The sequence below is a fragment of the Aureimonas flava genome (assembly GCF_003583935.1).
GTDB classification, from domain to species: Bacteria; Pseudomonadota; Alphaproteobacteria; order Rhizobiales; family Rhizobiaceae; genus Aureimonas; species Aureimonas flava.
In genome coordinates this window covers 261,445-286,035 of the sequence record NZ_QYRN01000004.1, presented here as the reverse complement: position 1 = coordinate 286,035, position 24,591 = coordinate 261,445, and the positions used below count along the sequence as shown (strand labels likewise).

General features: G+C 65.7%; 27 protein-coding genes, 1 tRNA gene and 1 pseudogene. 7 read left to right on the top strand and 22 right to left on the bottom strand.

The features are described 5' to 3' along the window. Positions 1–46 precede the first annotated feature (46 nt). Both D3218_RS09070 and D3218_RS09065 read right to left on the bottom strand, forming a co-directional pair. Complete coding sequence (locus tag D3218_RS09070; protein WP_119539694.1) at positions 47–1,165, bottom strand: TRAP transporter substrate-binding protein; 1,119 nt, start codon at positions 1,163–1,165, stop codon at positions 47–49. Positions 1,166–1,286: 121 nt separating this feature from the next. Beyond that, complete coding sequence (locus D3218_RS09065) at positions 1,287–2,390, bottom strand: TRAP transporter substrate-binding protein (RefSeq protein ID WP_119539692.1); 1,104 nt, start codon at positions 2,388–2,390, stop codon at positions 1,287–1,289. Between the two features lie 171 nt (positions 2,391–2,561). Here D3218_RS09065 and D3218_RS09060 point away from each other — a divergent pair. Next, positions 2,562–2,636: transfer RNA gene (locus D3218_RS09060), tRNA-Thr, on the top strand. Positions 2,637–2,844: 208 nt separating this feature from the next. Then, the gene (locus D3218_RS09055; protein WP_119539690.1) at positions 2,845–3,630 is read left to right on the top strand and encodes a DUF4145 domain-containing protein; all 786 of its coding nucleotides are present in this window, start codon (positions 2,845–2,847) and stop codon (positions 3,628–3,630) included. Between the two features lie 354 nt (positions 3,631–3,984). Here the strand turns inward: D3218_RS09055 and D3218_RS19710 are convergent, their stop codons facing one another. From D3218_RS19710 to D3218_RS09005, 9 genes and pseudogenes are all read right to left on the bottom strand, one after another. Beyond that, positions 3,985–4,185 carry a zinc ribbon domain-containing protein gene (locus D3218_RS19710; protein ID WP_168990468.1) on the bottom strand — a complete coding sequence of 67 codons (201 nt, stop codon included), beginning with the start codon at positions 4,183–4,185 and terminating at the stop codon, positions 3,985–3,987. Between the two features lie 217 nt (positions 4,186–4,402). Further along, positions 4,403–5,047, bottom strand: a pseudogene (locus D3218_RS20360) (RNA-guided endonuclease InsQ/TnpB family protein); the annotation flags it as partial. 219 nt (positions 5,048–5,266) lie between these two features. Continuing rightward, a complete protein-coding gene (locus D3218_RS09035) occupies positions 5,267–6,436 on the bottom strand; it encodes a phage major capsid protein (protein ID WP_119539688.1) in 1,170 nt (389 codons plus the stop codon). A 12-nt stretch (positions 6,437–6,448) separates the two neighbouring features. After that, the gene (locus tag D3218_RS09030; protein WP_119539686.1) at positions 6,449–7,087 is read right to left on the bottom strand and encodes an HK97 family phage prohead protease; all 639 of its coding nucleotides are present in this window, start codon (positions 7,085–7,087) and stop codon (positions 6,449–6,451) included. Between the two features lie 170 nt (positions 7,088–7,257). Further along, positions 7,258–7,509, bottom strand: a complete 252-nt coding sequence (locus D3218_RS09025; protein WP_119539684.1) for a hypothetical protein — start codon at positions 7,507–7,509, stop codon at positions 7,258–7,260. Between the two features lie 218 nt (positions 7,510–7,727). Beyond that, positions 7,728–8,378, bottom strand: a complete 651-nt coding sequence (locus tag D3218_RS09020) for a hypothetical protein (RefSeq protein WP_136625076.1) — start codon at positions 8,376–8,378, stop codon at positions 7,728–7,730. After that, positions 8,353–9,282, bottom strand: coding sequence for a DUF1376 domain-containing protein (locus D3218_RS09015; RefSeq protein WP_119539681.1), 930 nt, complete (start codon positions 9,280–9,282; stop codon positions 8,353–8,355). The genes D3218_RS09020 and D3218_RS09015 overlap by 26 nt, the downstream gene beginning before the upstream one ends. A gap of 4 nt (positions 9,283–9,286) precedes the next feature. Next, the gene (locus D3218_RS09010; protein ID WP_119539679.1) at positions 9,287–9,883 is read right to left on the bottom strand and encodes a hypothetical protein; all 597 of its coding nucleotides are present in this window, start codon (positions 9,881–9,883) and stop codon (positions 9,287–9,289) included. Next, on the bottom strand, positions 9,883–10,074 hold the full coding sequence (locus D3218_RS09005) for a DNA-binding protein (RefSeq protein ID WP_119539677.1): 192 nt from the start codon (positions 10,072–10,074) through the stop codon (positions 9,883–9,885). Before D3218_RS09005 ends, D3218_RS09010 begins: the two co-directional genes overlap by 1 nt. Before the next feature lie 106 nt (positions 10,075–10,180). Here D3218_RS09005 and D3218_RS09000 point away from each other — a divergent pair, with 106 nt between their 5' ends. Further along, on the top strand, positions 10,181–10,603 hold the full coding sequence (locus D3218_RS09000; RefSeq protein WP_119539676.1) for an Arc family DNA-binding protein: 423 nt from the start codon (positions 10,181–10,183) through the stop codon (positions 10,601–10,603). Between the two features lie 4 nt (positions 10,604–10,607). Next, on the top strand, positions 10,608–11,843 hold the full coding sequence (locus D3218_RS08995) for a tyrosine-type recombinase/integrase (protein WP_119539674.1): 1,236 nt from the start codon (positions 10,608–10,610) through the stop codon (positions 11,841–11,843). Between the two features lie 174 nt (positions 11,844–12,017). Here D3218_RS08995 and D3218_RS08990 read toward each other — a convergent pair whose 3' ends face one another. The 9 genes from D3218_RS08990 to D3218_RS08950 all read right to left on the bottom strand — a co-directional run bounded on the left by D3218_RS08990 (position 12,018) and on the right by D3218_RS08950 (position 20,007). Next, positions 12,018–12,209, bottom strand: a complete 192-nt coding sequence (locus tag D3218_RS08990; RefSeq protein ID WP_119539672.1) for a helix-turn-helix domain-containing protein — start codon at positions 12,207–12,209, stop codon at positions 12,018–12,020. A gap of 72 nt (positions 12,210–12,281) precedes the next feature. After that, positions 12,282–12,776, bottom strand: a complete 495-nt coding sequence (locus D3218_RS08985; RefSeq protein WP_119539670.1) for a hypothetical protein — start codon at positions 12,774–12,776, stop codon at positions 12,282–12,284. 73 nt (positions 12,777–12,849) lie between these two features. Continuing rightward, positions 12,850–13,749 (bottom strand): carbohydrate ABC transporter permease, encoded by a 900-nt coding sequence (locus D3218_RS08980; RefSeq protein ID WP_119539669.1) that lies wholly within the window; start codon positions 13,747–13,749, stop codon positions 12,850–12,852. A gap of 11 nt (positions 13,750–13,760) precedes the next feature. After that, a complete protein-coding gene (locus D3218_RS08975; protein WP_119539667.1) occupies positions 13,761–14,702 on the bottom strand; it encodes a carbohydrate ABC transporter permease in 942 nt (313 codons plus the stop codon). Between the two features lie 76 nt (positions 14,703–14,778). Continuing rightward, the gene (locus D3218_RS08970) at positions 14,779–16,095 is read right to left on the bottom strand and encodes an ABC transporter substrate-binding protein (protein WP_245414981.1); all 1,317 of its coding nucleotides are present in this window, start codon (positions 16,093–16,095) and stop codon (positions 14,779–14,781) included. Between the two features lie 85 nt (positions 16,096–16,180). After that, entirely contained in the window at positions 16,181–17,239 is a 1,059-nt protein-coding gene (locus D3218_RS08965; protein WP_119539664.1) for an ABC transporter ATP-binding protein, read from the bottom strand. Between the two features lie 135 nt (positions 17,240–17,374). Continuing rightward, positions 17,375–18,145: an SDR family oxidoreductase gene (locus tag D3218_RS08960; protein WP_119539662.1), complete on the bottom strand. Its 771-nt coding sequence runs from the start codon at positions 18,143–18,145 to the stop codon at positions 17,375–17,377. A 44-nt stretch (positions 18,146–18,189) separates the two neighbouring features. After that, entirely contained in the window at positions 18,190–19,179 is a 990-nt protein-coding gene (gene denD / locus D3218_RS08955; protein ID WP_119539660.1) for a D-erythronate dehydrogenase, read from the bottom strand. A gap of 51 nt (positions 19,180–19,230) precedes the next feature. Then, a complete protein-coding gene (locus tag D3218_RS08950) occupies positions 19,231–20,007 on the bottom strand; it encodes a FadR/GntR family transcriptional regulator (RefSeq protein ID WP_119539898.1) in 777 nt (258 codons plus the stop codon). A gap of 221 nt (positions 20,008–20,228) precedes the next feature. Between D3218_RS08950 and D3218_RS08945 the strand changes: the two genes are divergently transcribed. Beyond that, positions 20,229–21,863 carry a peptide chain release factor 3 gene (locus tag D3218_RS08945; protein ID WP_119539659.1) on the top strand — a complete coding sequence of 545 codons (1,635 nt, stop codon included), beginning with the start codon at positions 20,229–20,231 and terminating at the stop codon, positions 21,861–21,863. A gap of 106 nt (positions 21,864–21,969) precedes the next feature. Then, positions 21,970–22,557 carry an NADPH-dependent FMN reductase gene (locus tag D3218_RS08940; protein ID WP_119539897.1) on the top strand — a complete coding sequence of 196 codons (588 nt, stop codon included), beginning with the start codon at positions 21,970–21,972 and terminating at the stop codon, positions 22,555–22,557. Between the two features lie 16 nt (positions 22,558–22,573). On the opposite strand, the gene pncA is transcribed toward D3218_RS08940, so the two are convergent. After that, entirely contained in the window at positions 22,574–23,203 is a 630-nt protein-coding gene (gene pncA, locus D3218_RS08935) for a bifunctional nicotinamidase/pyrazinamidase (RefSeq protein WP_119539657.1), read from the bottom strand. A 119-nt stretch (positions 23,204–23,322) separates the two neighbouring features. Here pncA and D3218_RS08930 point away from each other — a divergent pair, with 119 nt between their 5' ends. Further along, positions 23,323–23,745: a DUF4174 domain-containing protein gene (locus D3218_RS08930; RefSeq protein ID WP_119539655.1), complete on the top strand. Its 423-nt coding sequence runs from the start codon at positions 23,323–23,325 to the stop codon at positions 23,743–23,745. Positions 23,746–23,755: 10 nt separating this feature from the next. Here the strand turns inward: D3218_RS08930 and D3218_RS08925 are convergent, their stop codons facing one another. Next, positions 23,756–24,586 carry a polyphosphate kinase 2 family protein gene (locus tag D3218_RS08925; protein WP_119539653.1) on the bottom strand — a complete coding sequence of 277 codons (831 nt, stop codon included), beginning with the start codon at positions 24,584–24,586 and terminating at the stop codon, positions 23,756–23,758. Positions 24,587–24,591: the final 5 nt, after the last annotated feature.

Sequence of the window (24,591 nt, the reverse complement as noted above, 5' to 3'; positions counted from 1 at the left end):
CCGGCGGATCGCTCCGCCGGCCCTTTTCGTTCAGCACCGCTCGCGCTTACTTGCCAGCGGCCTGCTGGCTGTAGACGTAGGTGTCGTAGGAATATTCCGCGACACGGAACCACTCGTAGCTCTCCGTGCGGAACTTGCTCCACGGGTCGTAGATTGCCTTCCACTTCGGATTGCTCTCCGAAAGCGAGGCGTAGAGCTTCATCGCCGAATCGTAGGACGCGTCGAGAATGTCGCGCGGCAGCGGCCGGAGCTGCACGCCCTTGCCCACCAGCGAGCGGATCGCCTGCATGTTCTTGGCGTCGTAGAGCGCCAGCATGTTGACGTTGGCGGCCTTGGCCGCCGTGTCGAGCGCCGCCTTGTAGGCCGCCGGAAGCTCGTCGTACTTCGCCTTATTGAACAGGAAGTGCAGCGTGAGCCCGCCCTCCCAGAAGGCCGGGTAGTAGTAGTACGGCGCCACCTGGTAGAAGCCGAGCTTCTCGTCGTCGTAGGGGCCGATCCATTCGGTGGCGTCGATGGTTCCGCGCTCCAGCGCCGGGTAGATGTCGCCGCCCGCGAGCTGCTGCGGCACCACCCCGAGCGGCTCCAGCACGCGGCCGGCCAAGCCCGCGATGCGCATCTTGAGGCCGTTGAGGTCGGCCACGGAGTTGATCTCGCGCCGGAACCAGCCTCCCATCTGGACGCCCGTGTTGCCGCCCGGCAGGCCCTTGACGGAATAGCCGGACAGGAACTCGTCGAAGGCTTCGTTGCCCCCGCCGTGGTAGAGCCAGGCGTTCTGCTGGCGCGCGTTCAGGCCGAAGGGGATCGTGGCGCCGATCGCGAAGGTCGGGTCCTTGCCGACGTAGTAGTAGCAGGCCGTGTGCGCCGCCTCGACGGTGCCACCCTGGACCGCATCCAGCGCCTGCAGGCCCGGTACCAGCTCGCCCGCCGGAAACACGTCGATCGTGAACTTGCCCCCGGTGATCTCGGAGACGGCCGTCGACAGGGCCTTGGCACCGCCGAAGATCGTGTCGAGCGTGTTGGGGAAGCTCGACGTCAGACGCCAGCGGATGCTGGGCATCTCCTGGGCGATGGCCGGTGCCGCGAGCACCGTGCTGGCCGCGGCGCCGCCCGTGACGGCGCCCGCGTTGAGAATGAACTTTCTGCGATTCACGCGATCTCCTCCCATTCGCCTCGAAGCGAAACATCGGCATTGGAGACCACGCGGCGATCGCGTGCAAGCGATCGCATGAGCTAAGCAAAAGGCCGGCTCACCGAGCCGGCCTGAAGCATTCACGCGATTTTGAGCGTCAGCGGCCGGCGGCCTGCTGGCTGTAGTTGTAGGTGTCGTTGGTGAACTCGGCGACGCGGAACCATTCGTAGATCTGCGTGCGGAACTGGCTCCACGGGTCGTACATCGCCTTCCACTTCGGATTGGATGCCGAGAGCTTGGCATAGAGGTCCTGCGAGGAGGCGAGGGCCGCGTCCAGCACGTCGCGCGGCAGCGGACGGAGCTGCACGCCCTTGCCCACCAGCGAGCGGATCGCGCGCATGTTCTTGACGTCGTAGTCGGCGAGCATGCGGGTGTTGCAGGCCGCCGCCGCGACTTCCAGCGCCGACTTGTAGGCGTCGGGCAGCTCGTCGAACTTCGACTGGTTGAACATGTAGTGGACGGTGGGCCCAGCCTCCCAGAACGCCGGGTAGTAGTAGTACGGCGCGACCTGATAGAAGCCGAGCTTCTCGTCGTCGTAGGGGCCGACGAACTCCGTCGCGTCCAGCGTGCCGCGCTCCAGCGCCGGGTACACGTCGCCGCCCGCGAGCTGCTGCGCCACGACGCCGAGCGGTGCGAGCACCTGCCCGGCGATGCCGGCGATGCGCATCTTCAGGCCCTGGAGATCGTTGAGCGAGTTGATTTCCTTGCGGAACCAGCCGCCCATCTGCGTGCCGGTGTTGCCGCCGGGATAGGCGCGCACGCCGTAGGGGGTGAGGAACTCATTGATCGCCTCGTTGCCGCCGCCGTTGTAGAGCCAGGCGTTCTGCTGGCGCGCGTTCAGGCCGAAGGGGATCGAGCTGCCGATCGCGAAGGTCGGGTCCTTGCCGACATAGTAATAGAGCACGGTGTGCGCCCCTTCCACCGTGCCGTCCTGCGTCGCGTCCAGGGCCTGAAGGCCCGGCACCAGTTCGCCGGCCGGGAACACGTCGATCGTGAACCGGCCGTCGGTGAGCTTGGAGACCATCTCGGAGAACAGGCGCGAGGAGCCGAACAGCGTGTCGAGCGTGTTCGGAAAGCTCGAGGTCATGCGCCAGCGCAGCGTCGGCGCGCTCTGCGCGAGCGCCGGTGCCGCAAGGCCCGCGCCGGCGACGGTACCGCCGGCGACGACCCCGGCCCGGCGAATGAATTGGCGACGATCCATCGGGTTCCTCCCACAGTTCTGATGCAAACCCTATGCCCCGAAAACGTGGGCCTTGAAAGCGTCGCGCCGCGCTTTTGTCGCCGCTCTGCACCGGTGCATGCGGCCGAGGTAACGGCGCGCGGAAAAATGCGGGTGCGGGCGCGACGCCCGTGTGATAGATCGGCCTGCGTGGCCGGCTTAGCTCAGCGGTAGAGCAGCGGTTTTGTAAACCGAAGGTCGGGGGTTCAATCCCCTCAGCCGGCACCAGCAAAAACAACAGGTTATTGCCGAAAGCCGCGCCTTTCATGTCGCACCATGTTGCAAACTGGTTTCGTTGATTTCCAATGGTTTCCCGTTACCCTCGGCGGCTCCACGCAACATGCCGCGCGACACGAAGGGATATGATTCGTGCTGCTGCTTCGGCGGTCATAATTACGCCCTTGGGTGCACCTGACGTTTAGGGAAAATTGCGCATATGCGGTTCGAAGCGCCAGCAACGACAAAGACGGCTTTCAACTGCCCGCATTGTAATGCATTGGCCGCACAATCTTGGTTCGAGTGCCGCGCGGAAGGAATGGGCCCGCAGAAGACCCCAACATTCATCGATTTAGAGGCTGCATCTACGGTGGTCCGTAAGGATCATGAGGATGACGCCCAATGGGAAAAGCTGAAAAGATTTATTGACGATCTACAGCTTGGCGGTCCAATTTTCGAACAAAGTTCTTCCTACACACATTACAATATCCATCATATGCATCTTGCGAGATGTTTCAACTGTCGAGCAGCCAGTGTGTGGATCGATAATAAGTTAATCTATCCACCCTCATCAGACGCCCCCATCGCGACTGAAGACATGCCCGCCGATGTTAAAAGAGACTATACCGAAGCAGCTGAAATCGTAAATCTGTCGCCACGTGGGGCAGCAGCCTTGCTGCGACTTAGTCTACAACGTTTATGCAAACACCTCGGAGGCGACGGCCGAGATATTAATAAAGATATTGGAAGCTTGGTTGCCAAAGGGCTGGATACACGGATTCAAATGGCTCTGGACGTAGTTCGGGTCGTAGGGAATAATGCGGTTCATCCAGGTCAGATTGCAATCGATGACGATCGCAGCGTCGCGTTCAAGCTTTTCGGGCTGATCAATCTCATTGTTGAGAAAATGATCAGCGAACCAAAGCACATCAACGCGCTTTTCGAAAATCTACCCGAAGGTGCGCGAAAAGGCATCGAACAACGAGATAAATCTAGACCATCATAGCTCGCATCCTCCAACGGTTGTAGTTTGCGGAGGCGCCCTTCCTGCTGCGAAATCCATTTTTATCGAAGCACCCTTCTTGGATACAAAAGGTCCTGGTAACGTACAAATCCGGTTCCGTCCGCCAGCTCGATCCAGTCGTTTCGATTCATGGTAATGTTGCATACGGGGTTGCTCGAGGGTTTGCCCCTCGCACGTCCGCAGCGACTTCCCGCTTCAACGACGCGCGCCTGCCGACGGCTGGTGCCGAGGGCCCGGCGGAGGGATCTCCACAGGCGTCGGACATGCCATTCGGCACGTCCCGTTCGGGCGTGACCCGCCCTACGTCGTCCATGTTCGCCGGGGCCGGCACGGCGCTCAACACGCCGCCACCATGTAGTGCCTCAGGTTCTGCGAGGCGTTGTCGTCGCGGTCCGCGACATGGCCGCAGGTCGCGCAACGGAAGGTGCGCTCCGAGAGCGTCAGCTTCTCGCCGCTCTCCTTGCGCGCGCCGCACCGCGAGCAGGTCTGGGTCGAGGCGAAGAGGCGGTCCGCCTTGAGGTGCGTCTGCCCGCCCAAGCGCACTTGTAGCCGACCTGCCGCAGCGTCTCGCCGAGGTTCGCGTCGGCAACCGACAGCCCCAATCGCAAGCCGCGGCCCCTGCCCGCCACGGCGAGCGTCTTGGCGACGACGGCCGACGCGCGGTCGACCAGGCAGCGGGTCGCCTTGTGCGTCGCGTCCGCGCGGCAGTTCGCGACCCTCGCGCGGAGGCGGGCCACGCGCATCGCCTCTTCCCGCGGTTCGCCGAGCCGCGCTTGCGGAGCATCAGCACTCTCTGCGCCCGCGCCAGCCGCTTATGCGCGGCGCGCAGGTGGCGCGGCGCCTTCACCCGAACGCCGTCGGAGGCGACCATCAGGCGCGTCAGTCCGAGGTCGACGGCAACGACGGTGGCCGCCTCGGGGACGACCTCCGGGATCTGCTCCTCAACCTCGCACTGGAGCGTCACGAACCACTCGTCAGCGACGCGGTGGACGTTGCCGACGACGACGCGGCCCTCCGGCAGGCGGCCGGCGCGGAAGCCCACCGCGCCGACCTTCGGAAGAAAGACCCTGTCGCCCTCGACCCTAACGGCCTGGCCGATGGCGTACCACGCCTCGCGGCACTTGCCCCGCACCTTGAACTTGGGGAAGCCACGCTGCGGCCCGTCCCTGCGGAACGAGTCCCCGAGCGCGCGGTCGAGGTTCTTGGCAACCCGCACCAGCGCGTTGCTTGGCGCGTCGGCGAGCCACTCGACCTGCCGCTTCAGGTCCGGCAGGAGCTTGGACATGTCGTTAAAGAAGACGAACTTGCCCGTCAGCTCGTACGTCTTCCGCTGGAGATCGAGCAGGTGGTTCCAGAGCCAGCGGCAAGAGCCTGCGTGCCGTGCGAGAGCCACGCGCTGCCCGGCGTTCGGTTACAGCTTCAGCCGGTATGCCCTGCGGACCGTCGCCACGTTCCGTTCACTCTCCGTTCGCGGCAGACATTGCCGCCGTGGGCGGGACGGCGTAGTGCTCGAGCAACCCCGTATGCAACATCACCGGAAGATGGAGGTGGCGGCGGTCTGGGAAACCGTCAGACCGCCGCCGGGTCCGGAGCGAGGGGGAAGGCGCTCCGAAGGCGGTTAGGCGATAAAGCCGAAGTCGCCGTAGACCAGCGCATTCGGGTTCTTCACCGCAAAGGCGAGGCGTTCCTCGGCGAGGATCGCCACCAGGTTGCGCGCGAAGAAGTCCGAATGTTCCGTGCTGATTTCGACGCGAGGCTCCCATCGGTCGTAGACCGTCGCCGCGTTCTGGAACGAGCCGCAGAGGAACTTGTCGATCTGCATCGAGGTCGTGGCCACGACGGGGAGGCCCCATAAAAGCGCGGTGCTGCTGGTCGCCGGATTGCCGAAGATGTAGTTGCCGCCGGCATCCTTCGTCAGGCGAATGCGCATCCAGTCCGACGGGTGCATGATGATGCCGTCCGGCGGGAAGTCGGTCAGCGCGGTCTGAAGGATCGCGAGGCCGACCTGATCGATGATCGTCTGCCCGCTGACGGTGAACGGCGCGGCGTAGGCCGTAGCCTGCGTGATCATGCCGAGCAGGTTCTCGCCGGAACCCGAGCCCATCAGAAGCTGCTCGTCCTCCTTCATCGCCAGTCCGAAGCGAAGATCGCTATCGATGATCCCGGCGAGCTGCGAAGCGTCGTCGAGGATCTGACGTGACGCCGGCACCCAATGCGCGATCACCTTCGCGGCCGTCGTCTGCATGGTGAAGCTGATCGCGCTTTCGGGCTTGAGCTGCCCTTCGGCGACCATGGCCGGCGCCGACGACCGCGCCGTCTGCTTCGGGTACTCGACCGCGCCCGTCGTGATCTTGATGGACGGGATCAGGTCGCGCACGCGGAGCGGGCGGCGCGGCAGGAGCACCGCCTCGTCCCGGTAGGGCTGCGTCAAGGCGCCACCGGACGACGCGCCCGACGTGATCGTCGTCTTCATGATCAGCCCTTCGGACTGCTTCCGACGCTGGACGTTGTTGCGGAAGCCTTCGAGGTCGATCCCCTTCACGAACTGCTCGCCCCAGGTCTCCTCACGGGCGGGCGCGCCGCCGCCGAAGCCGCGAGCGAGCTTCTGCTCGAGCTCATCGAGGCGCGCCTCCGACACGAGACTCTTTGTAGCGCCATCGTCGGCCGTCTTCTTGATGGCGTCGAGGCGTGCGGCAACGGCCGCGTCGCGCTGCTCGATCGCGCGCGTGATGGCGTCCACATCGACGCCGCCGCCGGCATTGGACTTGGTTCGAAGTTGCATGTGCATGGGAGCGGTTCCTTAGAAGCGCCGAGCCGACGCCTGAAGCGCGGCCAGGAGGGGCGAGAAGTCGGAAGGGGCGGATTGGTCGAGCGCAGGCCAGCCGCCGAAGGCCACGCGACGCGCAGCCTCCTTCGACATGCCGGACTTACGGAGGTGGTCCTCCAGCTCGCTCTTACTGCCGAGCTGGATCAGGGACTGGCGGTTGGCGGGGAAGCTGACGACAGAGACCTCGAACAGCTCGACGCCGCGCAGCTTCTGCACGCCTGTCTTCTGATCGATTTCGGCGCCCCCATCGGGGACCCGATAGCCGATCGAGAGCCCGGCCACGTCGCCGCCGGTGACGTGGTGGAAGGCATCCTTGCCGGCCGTGGTCTGGGTGTTGAACTGTCCTCGGACGAGAAGGCCGATATCGGTCTCTTCCATGTCGAGCCAGCGGCCGATCGGCTTGGTCTGGTCATGCATCCAGAGCATGAGGGGCATGGTCCCCTCGCGCTTGTGCTGGGCCAGCGACTTCGCGAAGGCGCCGGGCATCACCATGTCGCCGTAGCTATCGACGTTGCCGAAGACGGAGCCAAGGCCCGTCACGTTGCCCGTCTGCGCGCTGGCATCGAGCTTGAGCCGAAGGTAACCGGACTGCTTCAGGGAAAGTTGGGTCATCTGCCAATCTGACGTGAAGGAGCGAGCCGAGAATCGGCTGGATCAAACTTCGCGTCCCGGCATCCACCGGTGGCAGGAAGGTCGCTGTCGCTCCGAACCCGTACCAGACGGTGAACTTCTACGATCAGGCGACTCCATAGCTACCGCGGGCCGGGTCGCTGTTCAAGGGGTCAGTTCGCCGTCGTGCGACGTTCCACAGACACAAGGGCGCCCTGGTCGATGTTGTCGGCCATGGATCGGAACACCCGCGCCGTCTGCTCCGCGCCCTCATGGTGGGCGATCTGCGCCGCCGCCGTCGTCAACAGGCGATCCATTGCCATGTCGAACGGCACGCCGTGGTCGAGCAGCAGGACCAGGACATTGTGAAGGGCGCTGTCGGCGAAGGCCTTCAGCTCGGTGGCGGAGTTGGTTTGGCGGCTCATGGCATAGCCCTTTCCGGCTTCGTGATTGCGATGAAAAGTAATGGTCCGCTTCGGACCCGTTGGGTCGCCCGACCCGTTGCATCGCAGGGGTTACAGCACTCGATCCGACCGCATCGGCTCCCGAAAACTCGCTCGGCCGAAATTAAATCTCCGCGTGAGTACCCCTGTGACGGTGGAGGGTCCCCAGGCGCAGACTTTCGCCCCCCCCACCCCTTCGGTCAGTCGCGGCCCTTCGGAAGGGGGTCGAAGCCCTTGCCGCCTGCCTGCGCCCTGTCAAAGGTCCTGCGAGGGGCATCAGGCACGCTCGCAAGGTCTTCGGCCGTCAGCTCGGGTCCTGGCATCCAGGCTTGCCCATTCCGATCCTCGAACATGACGCCTCGGCCGATGTGCCTCGCGTTGGAACGCGCCCGCAACTCGTAGACGCGTCGATCGCCTGCCGCCCGCAGCTCTGACGAACGGGCCTTGCGTCCCTGCTCTTCAGCCGCCAGCCGCGCCTCTTCCTCGGCCATCCTGCGAGCCTTGCGCAGGCGCTCCCGATGCCGGCTCACCCGCCGCTCAAGCTCACGACCGAAGACGGCTGTGTTCGGGCAGAAGTCGCCCCTGTAGGTCGGCACCTGGCCGGCGATGAATGCCGTCACCGCCTCCTTGATCGCCCACAGCGGATACAGCGCGACCACCGTTCGGAAGCCCTTCATCACGATCACCTCGTCGGCTCCCTCAGCGAACGGGAGATTACCGAACATCGGCTCTAGGGCCTTCAACGCCTCGACGTCGCCGCAAGGCATCAGGGCGCGCTCGCAAAGTTCGATCTCTTCTGCGCAGCGCAAGACCGAGCGCGAGCGCCTATTCACGTCGCTGGACATAGCCATCGATCACGGGTCCTTGTTCCGGTTCTGAAGGGGTTTCGCCCGTGTATCGGGCAAGTTCGTCAAGCATCCGCTGGCTGCCGGACTTCGGCCGCAACCTTTGCGCGTGCAAGTGTGGCGGTTCGGGCTGATCGAGCCATCGCCCTTGGTCCAACCAATTGGAGGGGTTGCACCACTGGTGATCGCGTGGCTTGTCTCGCCGATAGCGTTCGAGACCGTCCGCCAAATCTTCCGGCGAGGCACCGCCGTCTATCGCTGCCGCATACGCTCGTCGAGCGTGATTGATGGCAACCTTCCTCGGATACCTTTCCCACCAATCGTCGAAGGAGTGGGTCGCGCGCGCCTGCGATGTAGAAGCGTGAGCTTCTACATATTCTGATATCTGACTCTGGTTCTGGTTCGTTCGTTCCGAGTTACCATCCAAGTTCAACGGTCGTTGAACGTCCGTTCGTTCCTCGTCTTGTTTTCTTTGGCCTTTTTCCTCTCCTACGGCTCCACTTGCCGGAAACCTACCGTTCGCCGTTTCAGGATGTAGAATGGCACTTCTACCTTCTGATTTTTTCGCATGTAGCGTTCGGGAACGGCCGCTCGCTTTGCCGGCCTCACGAGCCTTTTCGATGCGGACAGTACGCTCCAGGTCCTCGGCGAGAGCCCTGTCGCTGATGAGAAGGCCATCGGCCAACCGCAGCTTGCCGCTGTCGGTCAGGCTCTGGATGATTTTTGCGAACATGCTGTTGGAAGCACCGCAGACACGGGCTAGGCGAGCCGGCTCGTAGGGGATGCCACCTTGCCGGTCGTACATCATCGCCACCATCGTGATGTAGACGCCGATCTCCGAGGCAGACATTCCCCGCGTGTCAGCAAGGAAGTCTGACGGAAAGAATTTGACCCAGGGCGGTGGCGACACAGGATTAGAGACCCCGCCGAAACCCGCGCACGCGGCTTGCCCCGGTGCTCGCTAAATGTGCGATCTCATCCCAAGCCGTGCCCTGCTCCATCTCGGCGGTGACGAGGATTTCGGCCTGGATCTGCGCGTCTGTGCGCTTCTTGGGTTGACGCCCTCTGACTTCCTCGTCCAATACGTCACAGGCGGAGTCCAGTACATACATCGTAGCCTGGATGTACTCTCCTACGTTGTTGTAGTTTCCTGCCTGATCGTAGCAGCGCGGTTGAGATACAAGTCCTGCCGATACTTCGATCATCGTTTTTAGTAGCGACCGCAGAGCGTAGATTTCCTGGATGCTGAGCGTGCTGAAGGCGTCGATGTCGTGCAACGTCGAAAGGCCCTTCGCCATGGACTTCGGCATTGTGTGCCGCACTGCGCCCATGTAAGAGTCCACGTTGTTCATTGCCGTCTCTTGCTCGGGATAGCTGGAACTATGACCCGGGAGCGTTGGCGCGCTTGCCGGGTCATTCTCATTCGACTGAAGCTTTGTCGGATGGGCGCCGAGGCGGGCAGCGATGAAGCTGCGATCGTCGGCGGCGATGCTCGCAGGGTCGAGGCTCATCAGGCGGCCTCCCCCGTGAAGGTCTCGATCAGCTTCGAGCGTTCGATTACCCAGCGCCCGCCAAGCTTACGGGCCGGTATCTCACCGATGGAGACCAGGTAATGCGTCTGCCGTTCACTTCGGCCGATGATCTCGCCTATCGCACCGATACCCCAAATCAGGTCTAGCGCCTGGTTCCCTTCTTTGGTCATTTCCGGTAACTCCCTGTTATCATCACGGTGATAAGGATTCTCACGGTGATAAACGGGTGTCAAGCGGCGTTATCACCGTGAGACGATTTGCTGCGAAGGGTCGGTGATGGCGAAGACGGGTCGCGAGTCATTTCAACAAATGTTGCGCTTACCAGACGGCATGCGCGAACGTTTGAAAGCCGTTGCAGATAGTAACGGCCGAAGCGTCAACGCAGAGATAGTCCAGCGTCTCGAAGACTCTTTCGACGTTTGGCCTGCGATAAGACTACCTTCCGACCTGCTAGACGAAGCAACAAAAGCTAACGAATTCGTTCGGAACGAGTTCGAGAAGAACGTCCGCGATGAGACTATCGCAATGGCAAAATCGTATTTCACAAGCGACGAAAAGCTCTTGACAGATATCCACTGGTCTTGGGACCAACTCACAAAACATATGGACCCGAAGGACAGAGATTTTTTGTTCAATCGCTTGGCTGGGTTGATCGGGGAGCTATTCGTAAAGAAAGCCGATACCAAAGAGGGGACATAAGGGTATGTCTGTTCGAAAGCGGGCCTGGTCCACTCCGGTTGGCGAGGTGAAAACCGCGTGGGTCGTGGACTACACGGATGCTACCGGCAAGCGTCGACTCAAGACCTTCAAGCTCAAGAAACAGGCTGATAGCTTCGCGGCCACCGCGAGCGTCGAGATTCGCGAGGGGGTCCACGTCGCAGATAGCGCCAGCGCCACGGTCTCAGCTGCCGGCAGATTGTGGCTCGCCAGCGCCGCAGCCGCCGGCTTGGAGCGCTCGACGATCGCCAGCTACGAGCAGCACCTCCGCTTGCACATGGAACCCTTCATCGGGGCAACCAAGATTTCCGCCTTGAGTATCCCTGCCCTTCGCGCGTTCGAGGACGAGTTGCGCAAGGGGGGACGGTCCCAGGCAATGACGCGGCGAATTCTCGTCAGCCTAGGAACGCTGCTCGCCGACGCGCAGGAGCGCGGCTTGATCGGCCGGAACATCGTGCGCGACATGCGGGGTCGACGAGGTGGCAAGGACGAGCGCCAGGAGAAGCGCCACAGAGGCCGTCTTAGGGTTGGGGTGGACATCCCTACCCGCGAGGACGTGAAGGCGCTCCTAGCCGCCGCCACGGGCCGGTGGCGTCCCTTCCTGATGGTGGCGACCTTTTGCGGTCTGCGGGCTTCCGAACTGCGCGGCCTTCGATGGGAAGACGTAAACTTCGTGAAGCGAACCGTCCGCGTGCATCAGCGCGCCGATCGCTTCAACGAGATTGGCGCACCCAAGTCCATTTCCGGCGAGCGCACGATCCCGGCACCGCCTGTCGTCATCAACGCACTGCGGGAATGGAAGCTGGCCTGTCCCAAGCGAGACACAGGCAAGCTGGACGACGCGGGCGCGAAGATCCTCGCCCACGACCTCGTCTTCCCGAACGGCGCCGGCAAGATCGAGCAGCTGAACAACATTCTGCGGCGCGGTCTTCACCCCACCTGGATCTCGGCCGGGATCACCGTCGAGACCGGCGAACTGGACAAGCAGGGAAAGCCGATCCTCGCTCCGCGCTACACAGGGATGCACGCGCTTCGGCACTTCTACGCGAGCTGGTGCATCAATCGCCGCGAGGACGGCGGCCTCGGCCTGCCGCCGAAGACGGTGCAGGAGCGCATGGGTCATTCGACGATCGCCCTGACGATGGACCGCTACAGCCACCTGTTTCCGAACGACGATGACGGCTCGGAAATGGAAGCCGCGTCCGCTTGGTTGGCAAGCTGACGCGACATGGATGCGACATGGACGGCGGAACGCCCTGCAATACTGGGGTTCGTAACCTATTTGTAAACCGAAGGTCGGGGGTTCAATCCCCTCAGCCGGCACCAGCAGAAGCCGCTGTCGCACTTATCGATCGACGCCCATCAGGGCCTGCCGTCGTTCGATGCGGGAAAGCCCTCAACGCATCAGCGTATCGACGCCGACGCCGAAATAGGCGGCGAGCGATCGCAGCGACTTGGGCGGCACCGAGACCCGCCCCGCTTCGATCGCCGCCACGAGCGCCGGCGGCACCTTGGCGCCGTCCGCTACTTCCTGGATCGTCTTTCCATCGGTGATGCGCAAGCGCGCGAGATTGTCTGCGAGCGGCATTCCGGCCTCGGGCTGAACGGAGCGTTCCGCGCGGTCCTTAGCCCGCCGAGCGCCGCCGCGCAAAGCCGGCCATCAGCGGGAAGGCCCGCGCAGGCTCTCGGTGATCGACTTCAGGAGACCGTCATAGGGGTCGCGCAGAGCCTCCGGGTAGCGCACCGATACGGAATGGGCGAGCCGGCCCCGGAAGATATAGCGTTCGTAGAAGATCCGGCCGTCCGACAGGAAACCGGACACCACCGCCCAGTTCCGGCCGGTGCGCTGGTAGGTGACCCGGTCGAGCCCCTTTCGCCAGCGGACGAGCTCGGCCGGGTTTGACCATTGGGGGTCCTCGATGGCGTAGACCACGAGTTCCGCCCCCTCGTCGGAGCGCCAGACCTGCCCCTCCGGCGAAGGCGGTGCGATGTTCGGGAAGGCGCGCGCCGGAAAGCTCGCCGAGGTGCCGAACGTCGGGTTGGTGTAGGTGTAGGCCAGCGCCGGTTCGGCCAGCGCAAGGCCTGCCGCGACCAGGAGGCCGCCGAGTAGCGGAAGCGGGCGCCGAAAGGCGCGCGCGAGCGGAACAGCCTTCATCGTCGGTCCTCGCGTCCTCGTCGGCGGTGGAACGCTCCGCCGCGGCGAAAGGTTCGCTCGCGGCAGCTCCGGCCTACTCCTTCACGGCCCCGGTCATGGACGACACGTAGTAGTCCACGAAGAACGAATAGAGCACCACCACCGGCAGCGACCCGATCAGCGCCCCGGCCATCAGCGAGCCCCACTCGTACACGTCGCCGCGCACGAGCTCGGTCAGCACGCCAACGGGCACCGTCTTGTTCTCCGACGACTGGATGAAGGTCAGCGCGTAGATGAACTCGTTCCAGGCCAGGGTGAAGGCGAAGATGCCGGCGGAGATCAGCCCCGGCACCGCCAGCGGCAGCACCACCTTGGTCAGGATCTGCCAGCGCGTGGCGCCGTCCACCAGCGCGCTCTCCTCCAGCTCGAAGGGGATCGAGCGGAAGTAGCCCATCAGCAGCCAGGTGCAGAACGGGATCAGGAACGTCGGATAGGTCAGGATCAGCGCCAGACGCGAGTCGAACATCCCGAGCTGGAACACGATGAAGGCCAGCGGGATGAACAGGATGGACGGCGGGATCAGATAGGCGAGGAACACCATCAGGCCGGTGATCCGCGCCCCGGTGAAGCGCACGCGCTCGATCGCGTAGGCCGCGAAGACCGAGGCGGCGAGCGCGATCACGGTCGAGAAGACGGCGACGATGATCGTGTTCCAGAGCCAGCCTGGATAGGAGGTCTCGAACAGGAGGTACTTGATGTGGTCCAGCGTCGGCCCGACCACCCAGAACGGGCTGTAGGTCGAGTAGTTCGTAAGCTGGTCGTTCGGCTTCACCGCCGTGATCGCCATCCAATAGAACGGGAACAGCAGCACGAAGACGAACACGGCCAGCGGCAGGTAGATCACCAGGATCTTGCGCGCTAGCGTGTCGTGATGGGACATGCCGACGACGTCGTCGGTGAGATGGCCTGCGGTGTCGGTGGTGTTTGCGGTCATCGCTCTCGTCCTCAGTCCGTTGCGCCCTGCTGCCACTTCCGGCGTTGCAGGCCGAAGAAGCTGAACAGGATGGCCGCCAGCAGGAACGGCACCATGGCCACGGCGATCGCCGCGCCCTCGCCCAGCGCGCCGCCGGGAATGCCGCGCTGGAACGACAGCGTGGCCATCAGATGCGTGGCGTTGACCGGGCCGCCCTTGGTCAGCACGTAGATGAGCTGGAAGTCGGTGAAGGTGAACAGCACCGAGAAGGTCATCACCACGGCGATGATCGGCGTCAGCAGCGGCAGCGTGATGCGCCGGAACCGCTGCCAGGACGTCGCGCCGTCGAGGGCCGCCGCCTCGTGCAGCGAGACGGGAATGGTCTGCAGCCCGGCCAGCAGCGAGATCGCGACGAAGGGGATGCCGCGCCAGACATTGGCGGCGATCACCGAGATCCGCGCGTTGGTGGGGTCGCCGAGGAAGTTGATCGGCGCATCGATCAGACCCGCCTGCATCAGCACCCAGGAGATGATGGAGAACTGGCTGTCGAAGATCCACCAGAAGGCGAGCGCCGAAAGGACGGTCGGCACCACCCATGGCAGGAGGATGATGGCGCGGAAGAAGGTCTTGAACGGCAGATGCTCGTTCAGGATGATCGCCAGCCACAGGCCGAGCGCGAACTTCAGGATCGAGGCCACCACCGTGTAGACGACGGTGTTGAAGACCGAGAGCCAGAAGACCCGGTCCTCCATCAGGTACTGGTAGTTCTCGAGCCCGATGAAGATGCCGGGCCGACCGATCCGCGTGTCGGTGAAGCCGAGCCAGACGCCGAGGCCCAGCGGATAGGTCAGGAAGCACAGGAGGAAGATCGCCGCCGGCAGCATGAACAGGAAGCCGAGCCCGTTCCGGCTTTGCGACAGACGCTCGAAGAACGACGGTTTGGGCGGCGGTCCGCCGGCCGTGATGGTGGACATGGCAAGTCCCGATCCGCGCAAGGGTTGGAGTAGCCGCGCCCGCCGGCTGGCGGACGCGGCGTCGGCTGGGGACGGCCTAGACGCGGTAGTAGCGGTTGGCCCGGCGCTCGGCGTTCTTGATCGCATCCTCGGGCGAGGACTGGCCCGTCACCGCTTCGGCATACATGTCGACCAGCACGTAGTCGGCCATCACGCCGGCCGAGGCGGCGCCGAGCGGGCCGGCGTAGCCGTTGGGCCGCAGGCTGGCCGAAGCCTTGGCGTAGGCCGCGTGGATCGGGTTCGACGTCCAGACCGGGTTGCTCTCGTAGGCCTTCAGCGGCTGGCAGCAATAGGCGCTGGCGCCCTGGATCCAGGCGTTCATGTTGTCCGGCTGGTAGAGGAACTGGAGGTAGGCCTTCGCCGCCTCCGGGAACTTCGTGTGCCGGAAGATCGAGATCGTGGACGCCTGATGCAGCTCCACCGACTGCCCGACCGGGCCGATCGGCAGGTTGGTGGACCGCATGTCGTCGGCGATCTCCTTGAGCGCCGGGTCCTTGATCGCGGCGTAGTAGACGGAGACGCCGTTGGCCGTGAGCGACACCTGTCCGGCCAGGAAGGCGCGGTTGTTGTTAACGTCCTGCCAGCTCTCGGTTCCCGGAATGAAGGTCTTGTAGAGCTCCATCGCGTATTTCACGGATTCGAGCGTTTCCGCACTGTTGATCGTGACCTTTCCGTCCTCGTCCACCATCTTCCCGCCATGGCTCCAGAGCAGCCAGTGGGCGTAGTTGTTGCCGTCGCCGACGGCCTTGCCGTGTGGGAAGCCGGCCGGGGTGCCCTTCGCCTGCATCGCCTTGCAGAGTTCCAGGAAGCCGGCGGTGTCGGCAGGGAATTCCGAGAAGCCGGCCGCCTTCATGTGGCTGTCGCGGTAGACCACGGCGTTGCCGATGGCGCAGAGCGGCAGGGCGATGAAGCTGTCGCCGCGCCGGGCGTAGGATTCGAGGCCCGGATACCAGCCGCCGCCGGCCTCGCCGATCGAGGTGCCGAGATCGGTCAGGTCGACCAGCTTGTCGGGATACTGCTGCGGATCGTCGAACCAGCTCATCACGAGGTCCGGGCCGGACCCGACATTGGCGGCCACGGCAGCCTTGGGCCGGACGTCCTCCCAGCTCTCCTTGTCGACGCGCACCTGAACGCCCGTCGCGTCGGTGAACTTCTTGGTGTTGGCGAGGAAGGCCTCCTCCTCGGCCGGCACGAAGGGCACCCAGCGCAGAAGGCGCAGGCTGGCGCCGGCCTCCGGCGTGAAGGTCGGCGCGGCGGTCTGCGCGAAGGCCTGTCCGATGCCGAGCCGGCCGCCGAGGGCCGAACCCGCCACGATGCCGGCCGTGCCGGCGAGGATCTGTCTACGATTGATCACGGTGTTCCTCCTCAAGGATCGGGGCGTTCTTTTGAGGTTTTCGCGCCGGTCGTGCCCCTTGCCGCCGGCGCCGATGCACTGGCGGCTAGAGGCGCTGCCCGGTGGCCGCGTCGAAGAGATGCACGGCTTCGGGGTCGATCGAGACGTTCAGCGTCTCGCCCGGCTTCAACGACACGCGCTCGCGGAAGACGCAGGTCACCGCCGTCTTGCCGAGTTCCCCCATCACCTGGCTCTCGAATCCGGTGGGCTCGATCACCACGACCTTGACCGGGATCGGGCCGCCGAGGCTCATCGCCTCGGGCCGGGCGCCGTAGACGAGGTCCCTGCCCCGCGCCGCCTCGTGACGCCCGCTCACCGGCAGCACGACGCCGTCCGAGGTAACGAACCGCGTCGGGTCGTCGGCGTCCAGCCGCCCGTGCAGCATGTTCATCGCGGGCGAGCCGATGAAGCCTGCCACGAACAGGTTGTTCGGCCTGTCGTAGAGCTCCAGCGGCGCGCCCACCTGCTCGACGATGCCGTCGTGCATGACCACGATCTTGTCGGCCATGGTCATGGCCTCGATCTGGTCGTGCGTCACGTAGACCGTGGTGGTCGTCAGGCGCTGGTGAAGGTTCTTGATCTCCGTGCGCATCGAGACGCGCAGCTTGGCGTCGAGGTTGGACAGGGGCTCGTCGAACAGGAACACCTGGGGATCGCGCACGATCGCCCGGCCCATGGCGACGCGCTGGCGCTGACCGCCCGAGAGCTGGCGCGGGAAGCGGTCGAGCAGGTGCGACAGGCCCAGGATGTCGGCCGCCGGCTTCACCCGGCGTTCGATCTCGTCGCGCGAGGCCTTCTTCAGCGCCAGCGAGAAGGCCATGTTGTCGGCCACCGACATGTGCGGATAGAGCGCGTAGTTCTGGAACACCATGGCGATGTCCCTGTCCTTCGGCGGCACGTCGTTGACGACGCGGTCGCCGATGCGGATCTCGCCGCTGGTCACATGCTCCAGCCCCGCGAGCATGCGCAGAAGCGTGGACTTGCCGCAGCCGGACGGCCCGACCAGGATGACGAACTCGCCGTCGTCGATCCGGATGTCGACGCCCTTGATGACCGGATGCGAGCCGAACGACTTGCGAACGTCGACGATATCCACTGACGCCATGTGGTTTCCTCCCGAGGAGCTCCGGCGCGAGATCCGGCTTGTCCCGCCGGTGGCCTCGGGGCGCGGAGCCCTGTTTCCGTTGCGGGCGGCATGCCGCCCGTTGAAGATGCGCGGCCCTCGGGGCCGCCTGCAAACTCAGCCGCGCCCGACGAAGGGCATCTTGGTCGCCATGATCGTCATGGTCAGGACGTTCGCCTCCAGCGGCAGCGAGGCCATGTGGACTACCGCCGCGCCGACATGGGCGGGATCCATGGTCGGCTCGGACGCCACGCGTCCGTCGGCCTGCAGCACGCCGCCCGACATGGCGGCCGTCATGTCGCTGGCCGCATTGCCGATGTCGATCTGCCCGCAGGCGATGTCGAAGGGGCGACCGTCGAGCGCGGTGGATTTGGTCAGCCCCGCGATCGCGTGCTTGGTGGCCGTGTAGGGTGCCGAGTTCGGTCGCGGCGTGGTGGCCGAGATCGAGCCGTTGTTGATGATGCGCCCGCCGCGCGGCGCCTGCGCCTTCATCAGCCTGAACGCCTGCTGGGTGCACAGGAAGGCGCCGGTGAGATTGGCCGAGACCACCGTGCTCCACTGGTCGAAGCTGAGCTCCTCCATCGGGATCGGCGGCGCGACGGAGCCGGCGTTGTTGACCAGGAGGTCGAGCCGGCCGAAGCGGTCGCGAATGCCGTCGAAGAGCGCGGCGACGGACGCCGGGTCGCCGATATCCGCCACGATCGGCGTGGTGCCGCTGCCGAGTTCGGCGGCGGCCTTCTCCAGCACCTCGGCCCGGCGACCGCAGATCGCCACCCGCCAGCCTGCGGCCACCAGCGCCTTCGAGATCGCCTTTCCGACCCCGGTGCCGCCGCCCGTCACCAGCGCGGTGCGGCCGTGCCCTTCCGTGGTCGCCGTCTCGTCCGCCATCGTCCACTCCCTGCTGCGTTCGCTCGTTGGTCGGGGCATGCCGGTCAGCTCCGCACCGCTCCGCCGAGTTCGTCCTCGATATGGGCCCGCACGATCTCCTCGAACGAGTCCTCCACGGTAAAACCGAGTTCACGCGCCCGCGCGGCCTCGATGTCGGGCGCCCAGCCGTCCACGATGCGGATGATCGTCTCGTCCGGCACGCGCTTCACCAGCGCCAGCGCGCCGTCGCCGGCCACCGCGCGCAGCGCCTCCAGCTCGTCGCCCACGGTGGCCGAAAGACCGGGCATGTTGAGGTTGCGGCGCGGGCCGATGCGCGCGGTGTCCATGGTCGCGGCGTGCAGGAAGAAACCCACCGCCGCGCGCGGGCTGGCGAAGTAGTGGCGCACCGTGTCGGCGACCGGCAGGACCGCCTCCTTGCCGGACATCGGCTCGCGCAGGATGTTGGAGAAGAAGCCGGAGGCCGCCTTGTTCGGCGCGCCCGGTCGCACGCAGATGGTCGGCAGGCGCAGGCCGACGCCATCGAGGAACCCGCGCCGCGTGTAGTCGGCCAGGAGCAGCTCGCCGATCGCCTTCTGCGTGCCGTAGCTCGTCAGCGGCGTCGGGGCGAAATCTTCGGGCACGCGGGCGTCGAAGGGCGCTCCGAACACCGCGATGGACGACGCGAACACGACGCGCGGCGTGTAGCCGGAGCGCAGATGCTCCGCGCGGATCGCCTCGAACAGATCGCGCGTGCCGTCGAGATTGATGCGATAGCCCTTGTCGAAATCCGCCTCGGCCTCGCCCGACACGATCGCCGCGAGATGGAACACGACATCCGGCCGGTCCGCGATCAGCGGCTCCGTGGCACGCGGCGACGACACGTCGATCGCCGCCGTCCGCACGTCGCCGATCGTCCCGCGGGGCGCCGTCGGCTCCACCACGTCGACCATCGTCAGGCGATCGACCGCGACGCCTCCCAGCATCCCGTCCGCCGCGATCCGCTCGGCGAGCTTCCGCCCGATCATCCCGGCCGCGCCGATGATGAGCACCTTCATGCCAGTCTCCTCCCATGCCGCCGGCCCTCGCCTCCTCGCGAGAACCGGCGTCTAGCCCGTAAGCCGGGCCTTCTCCCTCGTGCCCGCGACGGGCGGCAGGCCCATCACGCGCAACGTCGTCTCGTAGATGCGCTGGATATGCACGTCGAAGGCGCGCACCGTGGCCTCGCGGTCGCGCCCCCGCAGAGCGTTCACGATGGCCGTGTGGTCGGCGTGGCTCAGCGCGATCGCGCCGGGCTCGGACACCGCTCGGTGCCGCTGCTGCATCATGTAGCCGAAGAGGTCGCCCACGAATTCCGCGAGCACCGGGTTGGCGCAGCGGCGGTAGATCGCCAGATGGAACTCGCGGTCGAGCACCAGGAAGCGCACCGGGTCCTCCAGCGTGGCTTCCTGCATGCGCAGCGATTCCTGCAGGAAGCGCAGCGTCTCCTCGTCCATCCGCTCGGCCGCATCGCCCACCACGACGCGCTCGTTCAGGAGCCGTGCCTGGTGCACGTCGTCCAGCCCGTAGCTGTTGATGAGGTGCGGCTCGCGCGAGCGCCGGAACTCGGCTCCCACGTCGTCGGACCGCACGCGGGTGCGCGCCCCCTGCAGCACCGCTAGCAGCCCCTTCGCAGCCAGGATCTGCACGCCCCCGCGCACCGACTCCCGGCTTACTTGGAGCGCGGCGGCGAGGTCGCGCTCGCTCGGCAGGTCGTCCCCCACCTGGAAGATGCCGGAGGCGATCAGCATCGCGATCTTCTCGGCCACCACGTCCCGGACGTTCCGGCGCACGATGGCCTCGCGCAGCTCGGGAGCGTTCTCCAGGACGAATTCCGAAAGCGACATCAGCCCCAACCCCTGGCCGCTGGCACGACCAGCGGACCAGTCGAGCCTTTCAGGCGGCGATTTGTCTGTCAATTGCCCGCGAATGGTGCGTTGCGATGCCTCGTCCTACTGGTCCGCTTCGCCAGCGAAGCCCTTGCGATCGCTCGGCCAAGCCGTCATTGGGAAGGCAACCACCTCGGCGGATCGCGCATCCGCCCGCAGACGATCGGAAAGGGCGTGCCATGAGCGCCGCAACGGAAATCGCCGCATCGGCCTCCAAGGGCAATTCGGCGTCCCCGAAGGGATTCGCGGCCCGACGGACCTTCGCCATCATCTCCCACCCGGACGCCGGCAAGACCACGCTGACGGAGAAGCTGCTCCTCGCCGGCGGCGCCATCAACATGGCGGGTGCCGTGAAGGCGCGCGGCGAGAACCGGCGCGCGCGCTCGGACTGGATGGAGATCGAGCAGTCGCGCGGCATCTCCGTCACCTCGTCGGTGATGACGTTCGAGCGCGAGGGCATCACCTTCAACCTTCTCGACACGCCCGGCCACAGCGACTTCTCGGAGGACACCTACCGGACGCTCACCGCGGTCGACAGCGCCATCATGGTGGTGGACGTCGCCAAGGGCATCGAGAGCCAGACGCGCAAGCTCTTCGAGATCTGCCGCCTGCGCGACATTCCCATCATCACCTTCGCCAACAAGGTGGACCGCGAGGGCCGCAGCACCTTCGAGGTGATGGACGAGATCGAGGAGGCGCTCGCGCTCAGCGTCTCGCCCCAGGTCTGGCCGGTGGGCATGGGGTCGGACTTCCACGGCTGCTACGATCTCGCAACCGACGGATTCCTCTACTCTTCCGTGCGCGCGGGCGGCGCCTGCGACACCGCCCGGCAGATGTCGGGCATCCACGACCCGGCGCTCGACGCGATGGTGCCCGAGCATGTGCTCACGAAGTTCCGCGAGGAGGCCGAACTGGCACGCGAAGGCTATTCGCCCTTCGATGCCGACGCCTACCGCCAGGGCCATCTGACGCCCGTCGTGTTCGGCAGCGCCCTACGCGACTTCTCCGTCGACCAGCTCCTGCGCATCGTCGCGCGCTTCGCTCCGCCACCGCGCTCGCAGCCCTCGGACAAGGGGCCCGTCGATCCGCGCGGCAACAGCGTCTCCGCCTTCGTGTTCAAGGTCCAGGCCAACATGGACCCCAACCACCGCGACCGCGTCGCCTTCGTCCGCTTCTGCTCCGGTCATTTTAAGCGCGGCATGAAGCTGAACCATGTCCGGTCCGGCAAGCCGCTCGCGGTCAACAACCCGATCTACTTCTTCGCCCAGGAACGCGACCTCGCCGAGGAGGCCTTCGCGGGCGACGTGATCGGCATCCCCAACCACGGCACGCTGCGCGTCGGCGACACGCTGACCGAGGGAGAGACCTTCCGCTTCACCGGACTGCCGTCCTTCGCGCCCGAGGTCATGCGCCGCGTGCGCCTCGAAGACACGATGCGGATGAAGCAGTTGCGCCGAGCTCTCGAGGATCTGGCCGAAGAAGGTCTGGTCCAGGTCTTCAAGCCGATGATCGGCTCCAACTGGATCGTCGGCGTGGTCGGCCCGCTGCAGCTCGACGTGCTCGCCTCGCGCATCAAGCAGGAATACAAGACCGACATCGGGTTCGAGGCCGTGCCCTATTCCACCGCTCGCTGGATCTCCTCGACCGACGAGAAGAAGCTGCGCACCTTCATCGACGAGAACAAGATGGCCGTAGCGGAGGATCGCGACGGCCGCCCGGTGTTCCTTCCCAAGGGGGACTGGGAGCTGCGCTACGCCCGCGAGCGCCATCCCGACCTGCGCTTCGACGAGACGCGGGAACTGGTCGCGACCTGACAAGACGGCGACGGCGGCGACGCAGCGTTCACCCCCGTCGCCTCGGCGCATGGTTGCACCACAGCGGCAGCGGCGCACATAGGGATCGACACCATTGGAGATCCTCATGACCGACGTCGCCGTTCTCGTCGGATCGCTCCGCCGCGATTCGATCAACCGCAAGCTCGCTCTCGCCCTCGGCAAGCTGGCCGCGCCGCGCCTCGACTTCCGGCTCGTCGACCTGTCCGACGTGCCGATGTACAACGACGACCTCCTGCCCGACGCCCCCGAACCGGTGCTGCGCATGAAGCGCCAGATCGAGGCGGCCGACGCGGTGCTGTTCGTCACGCCCGAATACAACCGCTCGTTTCCGGCCGTCCTGAAGAACGCGATCGACTGGGGCACCCGGCCCTACGGGCGCAATTCCTTCAGCGCCAAGCCAGGCGGCCTCGTCGGCACCTCGCCCGGCCCCACCGGAGCGGCGGCGGGTCAGAACCACCTCAAGAGCGTGCTCAACGTGGTGGACGTCGTGCTCATGGGGCAGCCGGAGGTCTACCTCACCTGGAAGCCCGAGGACTTCGGCGAGGACGGCCGGATCGTCAACGATCACACCCGCGCGTTCCTGGAACGCTACGTCGACCGCTTCGTGAAGTGGATCGAGCGGACCTCGGAGCCGAAGACATCGGCGCAGGCCGACGCCAACGGCACGAACTGAGGCGCCCGGCGCCGGCTCAGCCGAGCTCGGACGACCGGACGCGCCCGATGCCCAGGCGATCGAACTCCGCGAACGCGCGCTCCAGCGAGCCGTCGAGGTCGATCGCCCGGCATGCGTCCTCCACCACCCAAACCGGCCAGCCGGCCTCGGCCGCGTCGAACGCCGTCCACGCCACGCAGAAGTCGGTCGCGAGGCCGCAGACGAACACCCGCTCCGCGCCGCGCTCCCGCAGGTAGCCGGCAAGGCCCGTCGCGGTGGCGCGATCGGCCTCGCGAAAGCCGGAATAGCTGTCGATCGCCGCGTCGTGGCCCTTGCGCAGGATCGCCTGCGCGTGCGGAACCTCGAGGCCGGGGTGGAACGCGGCGCCCGGCGTGCCCTGCACGCAGTGGTCGGGCCAGAGCACCTGCGAGCCGTAGGCAACATCGATCGCGGTGAAGGGTTCGGCTCCGTGCGTGCTGGCGAAGGAGATGTGGCCGGCCGGGTGCCAGTCCTGCGTCAGCACGACGATCGAGAACCGCCGGGCGAGGTCGTTGACCACCGGCACCACAGCGTCTCCGTCGGCCACCGCCAGCGACCCGCCGGGACAGAAGTCGTTCTGCACGTCCACCACGACCAGGGCGTCGCGCCCTCCGATGGCCTGCCGCATGGGATCGGCTCCTTTTCGCGATTGCGTCGATACCGGTCTAGGAACAACGGGCCGCCTTGCCAAGGAACGGCGGGCGCGCCGTCCCGTTGGAACGAGGATCCCGCAACGGAGGCGAAGCGATGGACACCGGACTTCTCGCACCGATCATCATGGCATCCACGATGGCCGCCTCCGCCGCGGGGCTCGACGCCTTGCGCTGGGAGCGCCGCGTCCTCCTCGTCTTCTCGTCCGCCGCGGGCGAGGCCGAGGCGAAGCGGCAGGAAACCCTTCTCAAGGGGCGCGAGCGCGACCTCGAGGAGCGCCGGATGACGGTGATCGCCGTCAGCGGCGACGTCGTGCGCGTTCTCGCCGGGCCGTCCGCGCCGGACCTTTCCGCCGAGGACTTGCGCCGGCGCACCGGGGTCGGCGACGCGCCCTTCGCCGCCGTGCTGGTCGGGCTCGACGGCGGCACGAAGTGGACCTCGCAGCGTCCGGCGAGCCTCGACGACATCAATGCCGTGGTGGATGCCATGCCGATGCGGCGCGCCGGGACCGACCGCTGAGGCGGCGCGCTCAGTCCCGCTTGTCTTCCTCGCCGTCGAGCCGCTGCAGCTTCTCGAACTGCTCGGCGATCTTCCGGTCGACCGGCTGCGGCTCGAGATCCACGCCGTCCGACAAGCGGGCGGCAATATGCTCGAGCACGGCGATCCGGGCGTAGCGCTTGTCGTTGGCCGGCACGACGAGCCAAGGTGCGCAGGTCGTGGACGTGCGCTCCAGCATCTCGTTGGCGGCATCCTCGTAGTCGGACCACCGTTCCCGATTGCGGAAGTCCTCGTAGGAGAGCTTCCAACGCTTCAACGGATCCTCCATCCGGCCCCGGAACCGCTTCAACTGCTCGTCGGGCGTGATGTAGAGGAAGACCTTGGTCATCCGCGTGCCGGAATCGGTCAGGAGCTTCTCGAAGTCGTTGATCTCGTCGTAGGCTCGTCCCCATTCCGACGGCTTGGCGTAGCCCTCCACGCGCTCCACCAGAACCCGGCCGTACCACGAGCGGTCGAACACGCAGATTTCCCCCGTGCCCGGCAGGCGCTGCCAGAAGCGCGACAGGTAGTGGTGACGCAGGTCCTCGGGTGACGGCGCGGCGATCGGCCAGACCTTGAAGCCGCGCGGGTCCATGACCGCAGCCATGCGGCGGATGGTGCCGCCCTTGCCCGCCGCGTCCCAGCCCTCGAAGACGCAGACCGCCGCATCGCCTGTGCGAAGGTAGGCCTGCTGGATCTTCAGGAAGCGGGTCTGCACCGCTTTCAGCCGGGCCTCGTAGTCGTCCTTGTCGATCGCCTTCGTCATGTCGAGGCGCCCCAGCGGGCGGTGCGCGTTGCGCTCTGCGATTTTGTCGTGGGCCATCCGTC

Bases quoted from the DNA above. Each gene is read 5' to 3' on its own strand.
- D3218_RS09070 (WP_119539694.1), bottom strand. From the start codon at position 1,165: ATGGGAGGAGATCGCGTGAATCGCAGAAAGTTCATTCTCAACGCGGGC.
- D3218_RS09065 (WP_119539692.1), bottom strand. From the start codon at position 2,390: ATGGATCGTCGCCAATTCATTCGCCGGGCCGGGGTCGTCGCCGGCGGT.
- D3218_RS09055 (WP_119539690.1), top strand. From the start codon at position 2,845: ATGCGGTTCGAAGCGCCAGCAACGACAAAGACGGCTTTCAACTGCCCG.
- D3218_RS09035 (WP_119539688.1), bottom strand. From the start codon at position 6,436: ATGCACATGCAACTTCGAACCAAGTCCAATGCCGGCGGCGGCGTCGAT.
- D3218_RS09030 (WP_119539686.1), bottom strand. From the start codon at position 7,087: ATGACCCAACTTTCCCTGAAGCAGTCCGGTTACCTTCGGCTCAAGCTC.
- D3218_RS09025 (WP_119539684.1), bottom strand. From the start codon at position 7,509: ATGAGCCGCCAAACCAACTCCGCCACCGAGCTGAAGGCCTTCGCCGAC.
- D3218_RS09020 (WP_136625076.1), bottom strand. From the start codon at position 8,378: ATGGCTATGTCCAGCGACGTGAATAGGCGCTCGCGCTCGGTCTTGCGC.
- D3218_RS09010 (WP_119539679.1), bottom strand. From the start codon at position 9,883: ATGAGCCTCGACCCTGCGAGCATCGCCGCCGACGATCGCAGCTTCATC.
- D3218_RS09005 (WP_119539677.1), bottom strand. From the start codon at position 10,074: ATGACCAAAGAAGGGAACCAGGCGCTAGACCTGATTTGGGGTATCGGT.
- D3218_RS09000 (WP_119539676.1), top strand. From the start codon at position 10,181: ATGGCGAAGACGGGTCGCGAGTCATTTCAACAAATGTTGCGCTTACCA.
- D3218_RS08995 (WP_119539674.1), top strand. From the start codon at position 10,608: ATGTCTGTTCGAAAGCGGGCCTGGTCCACTCCGGTTGGCGAGGTGAAA.
- D3218_RS08990 (WP_119539672.1), bottom strand. From the start codon at position 12,209: ATGCCGCTCGCAGACAATCTCGCGCGCTTGCGCATCACCGATGGAAAG.
- D3218_RS08985 (WP_119539670.1), bottom strand. From the start codon at position 12,776: ATGAAGGCTGTTCCGCTCGCGCGCGCCTTTCGGCGCCCGCTTCCGCTA.
- D3218_RS08980 (WP_119539669.1), bottom strand. From the start codon at position 13,749: ATGACCGCAAACACCACCGACACCGCAGGCCATCTCACCGACGACGTC.
- D3218_RS08975 (WP_119539667.1), bottom strand. From the start codon at position 14,702: ATGTCCACCATCACGGCCGGCGGACCGCCGCCCAAACCGTCGTTCTTC.
- D3218_RS08965 (WP_119539664.1), bottom strand. From the start codon at position 17,239: ATGGCGTCAGTGGATATCGTCGACGTTCGCAAGTCGTTCGGCTCGCAT.
- D3218_RS08960 (WP_119539662.1), bottom strand. From the start codon at position 18,145: ATGGCGGACGAGACGGCGACCACGGAAGGGCACGGCCGCACCGCGCTG.
- denD (WP_119539660.1), bottom strand. From the start codon at position 19,179: ATGAAGGTGCTCATCATCGGCGCGGCCGGGATGATCGGGCGGAAGCTC.
- D3218_RS08950 (WP_119539898.1), bottom strand. From the start codon at position 20,007: ATGTCGCTTTCGGAATTCGTCCTGGAGAACGCTCCCGAGCTGCGCGAG.
- D3218_RS08945 (WP_119539659.1), top strand. From the start codon at position 20,229: ATGAGCGCCGCAACGGAAATCGCCGCATCGGCCTCCAAGGGCAATTCG.
- D3218_RS08940 (WP_119539897.1), top strand. From the start codon at position 21,970: ATGACCGACGTCGCCGTTCTCGTCGGATCGCTCCGCCGCGATTCGATC.
- pncA (WP_119539657.1), bottom strand. From the start codon at position 23,203: ATGCGGCAGGCCATCGGAGGGCGCGACGCCCTGGTCGTGGTGGACGTG.
- D3218_RS08930 (WP_119539655.1), top strand. From the start codon at position 23,323: ATGGACACCGGACTTCTCGCACCGATCATCATGGCATCCACGATGGCC.
- D3218_RS08925 (WP_119539653.1), bottom strand. From the start codon at position 24,586: ATGGCCCACGACAAAATCGCAGAGCGCAACGCGCACCGCCCGCTGGGG.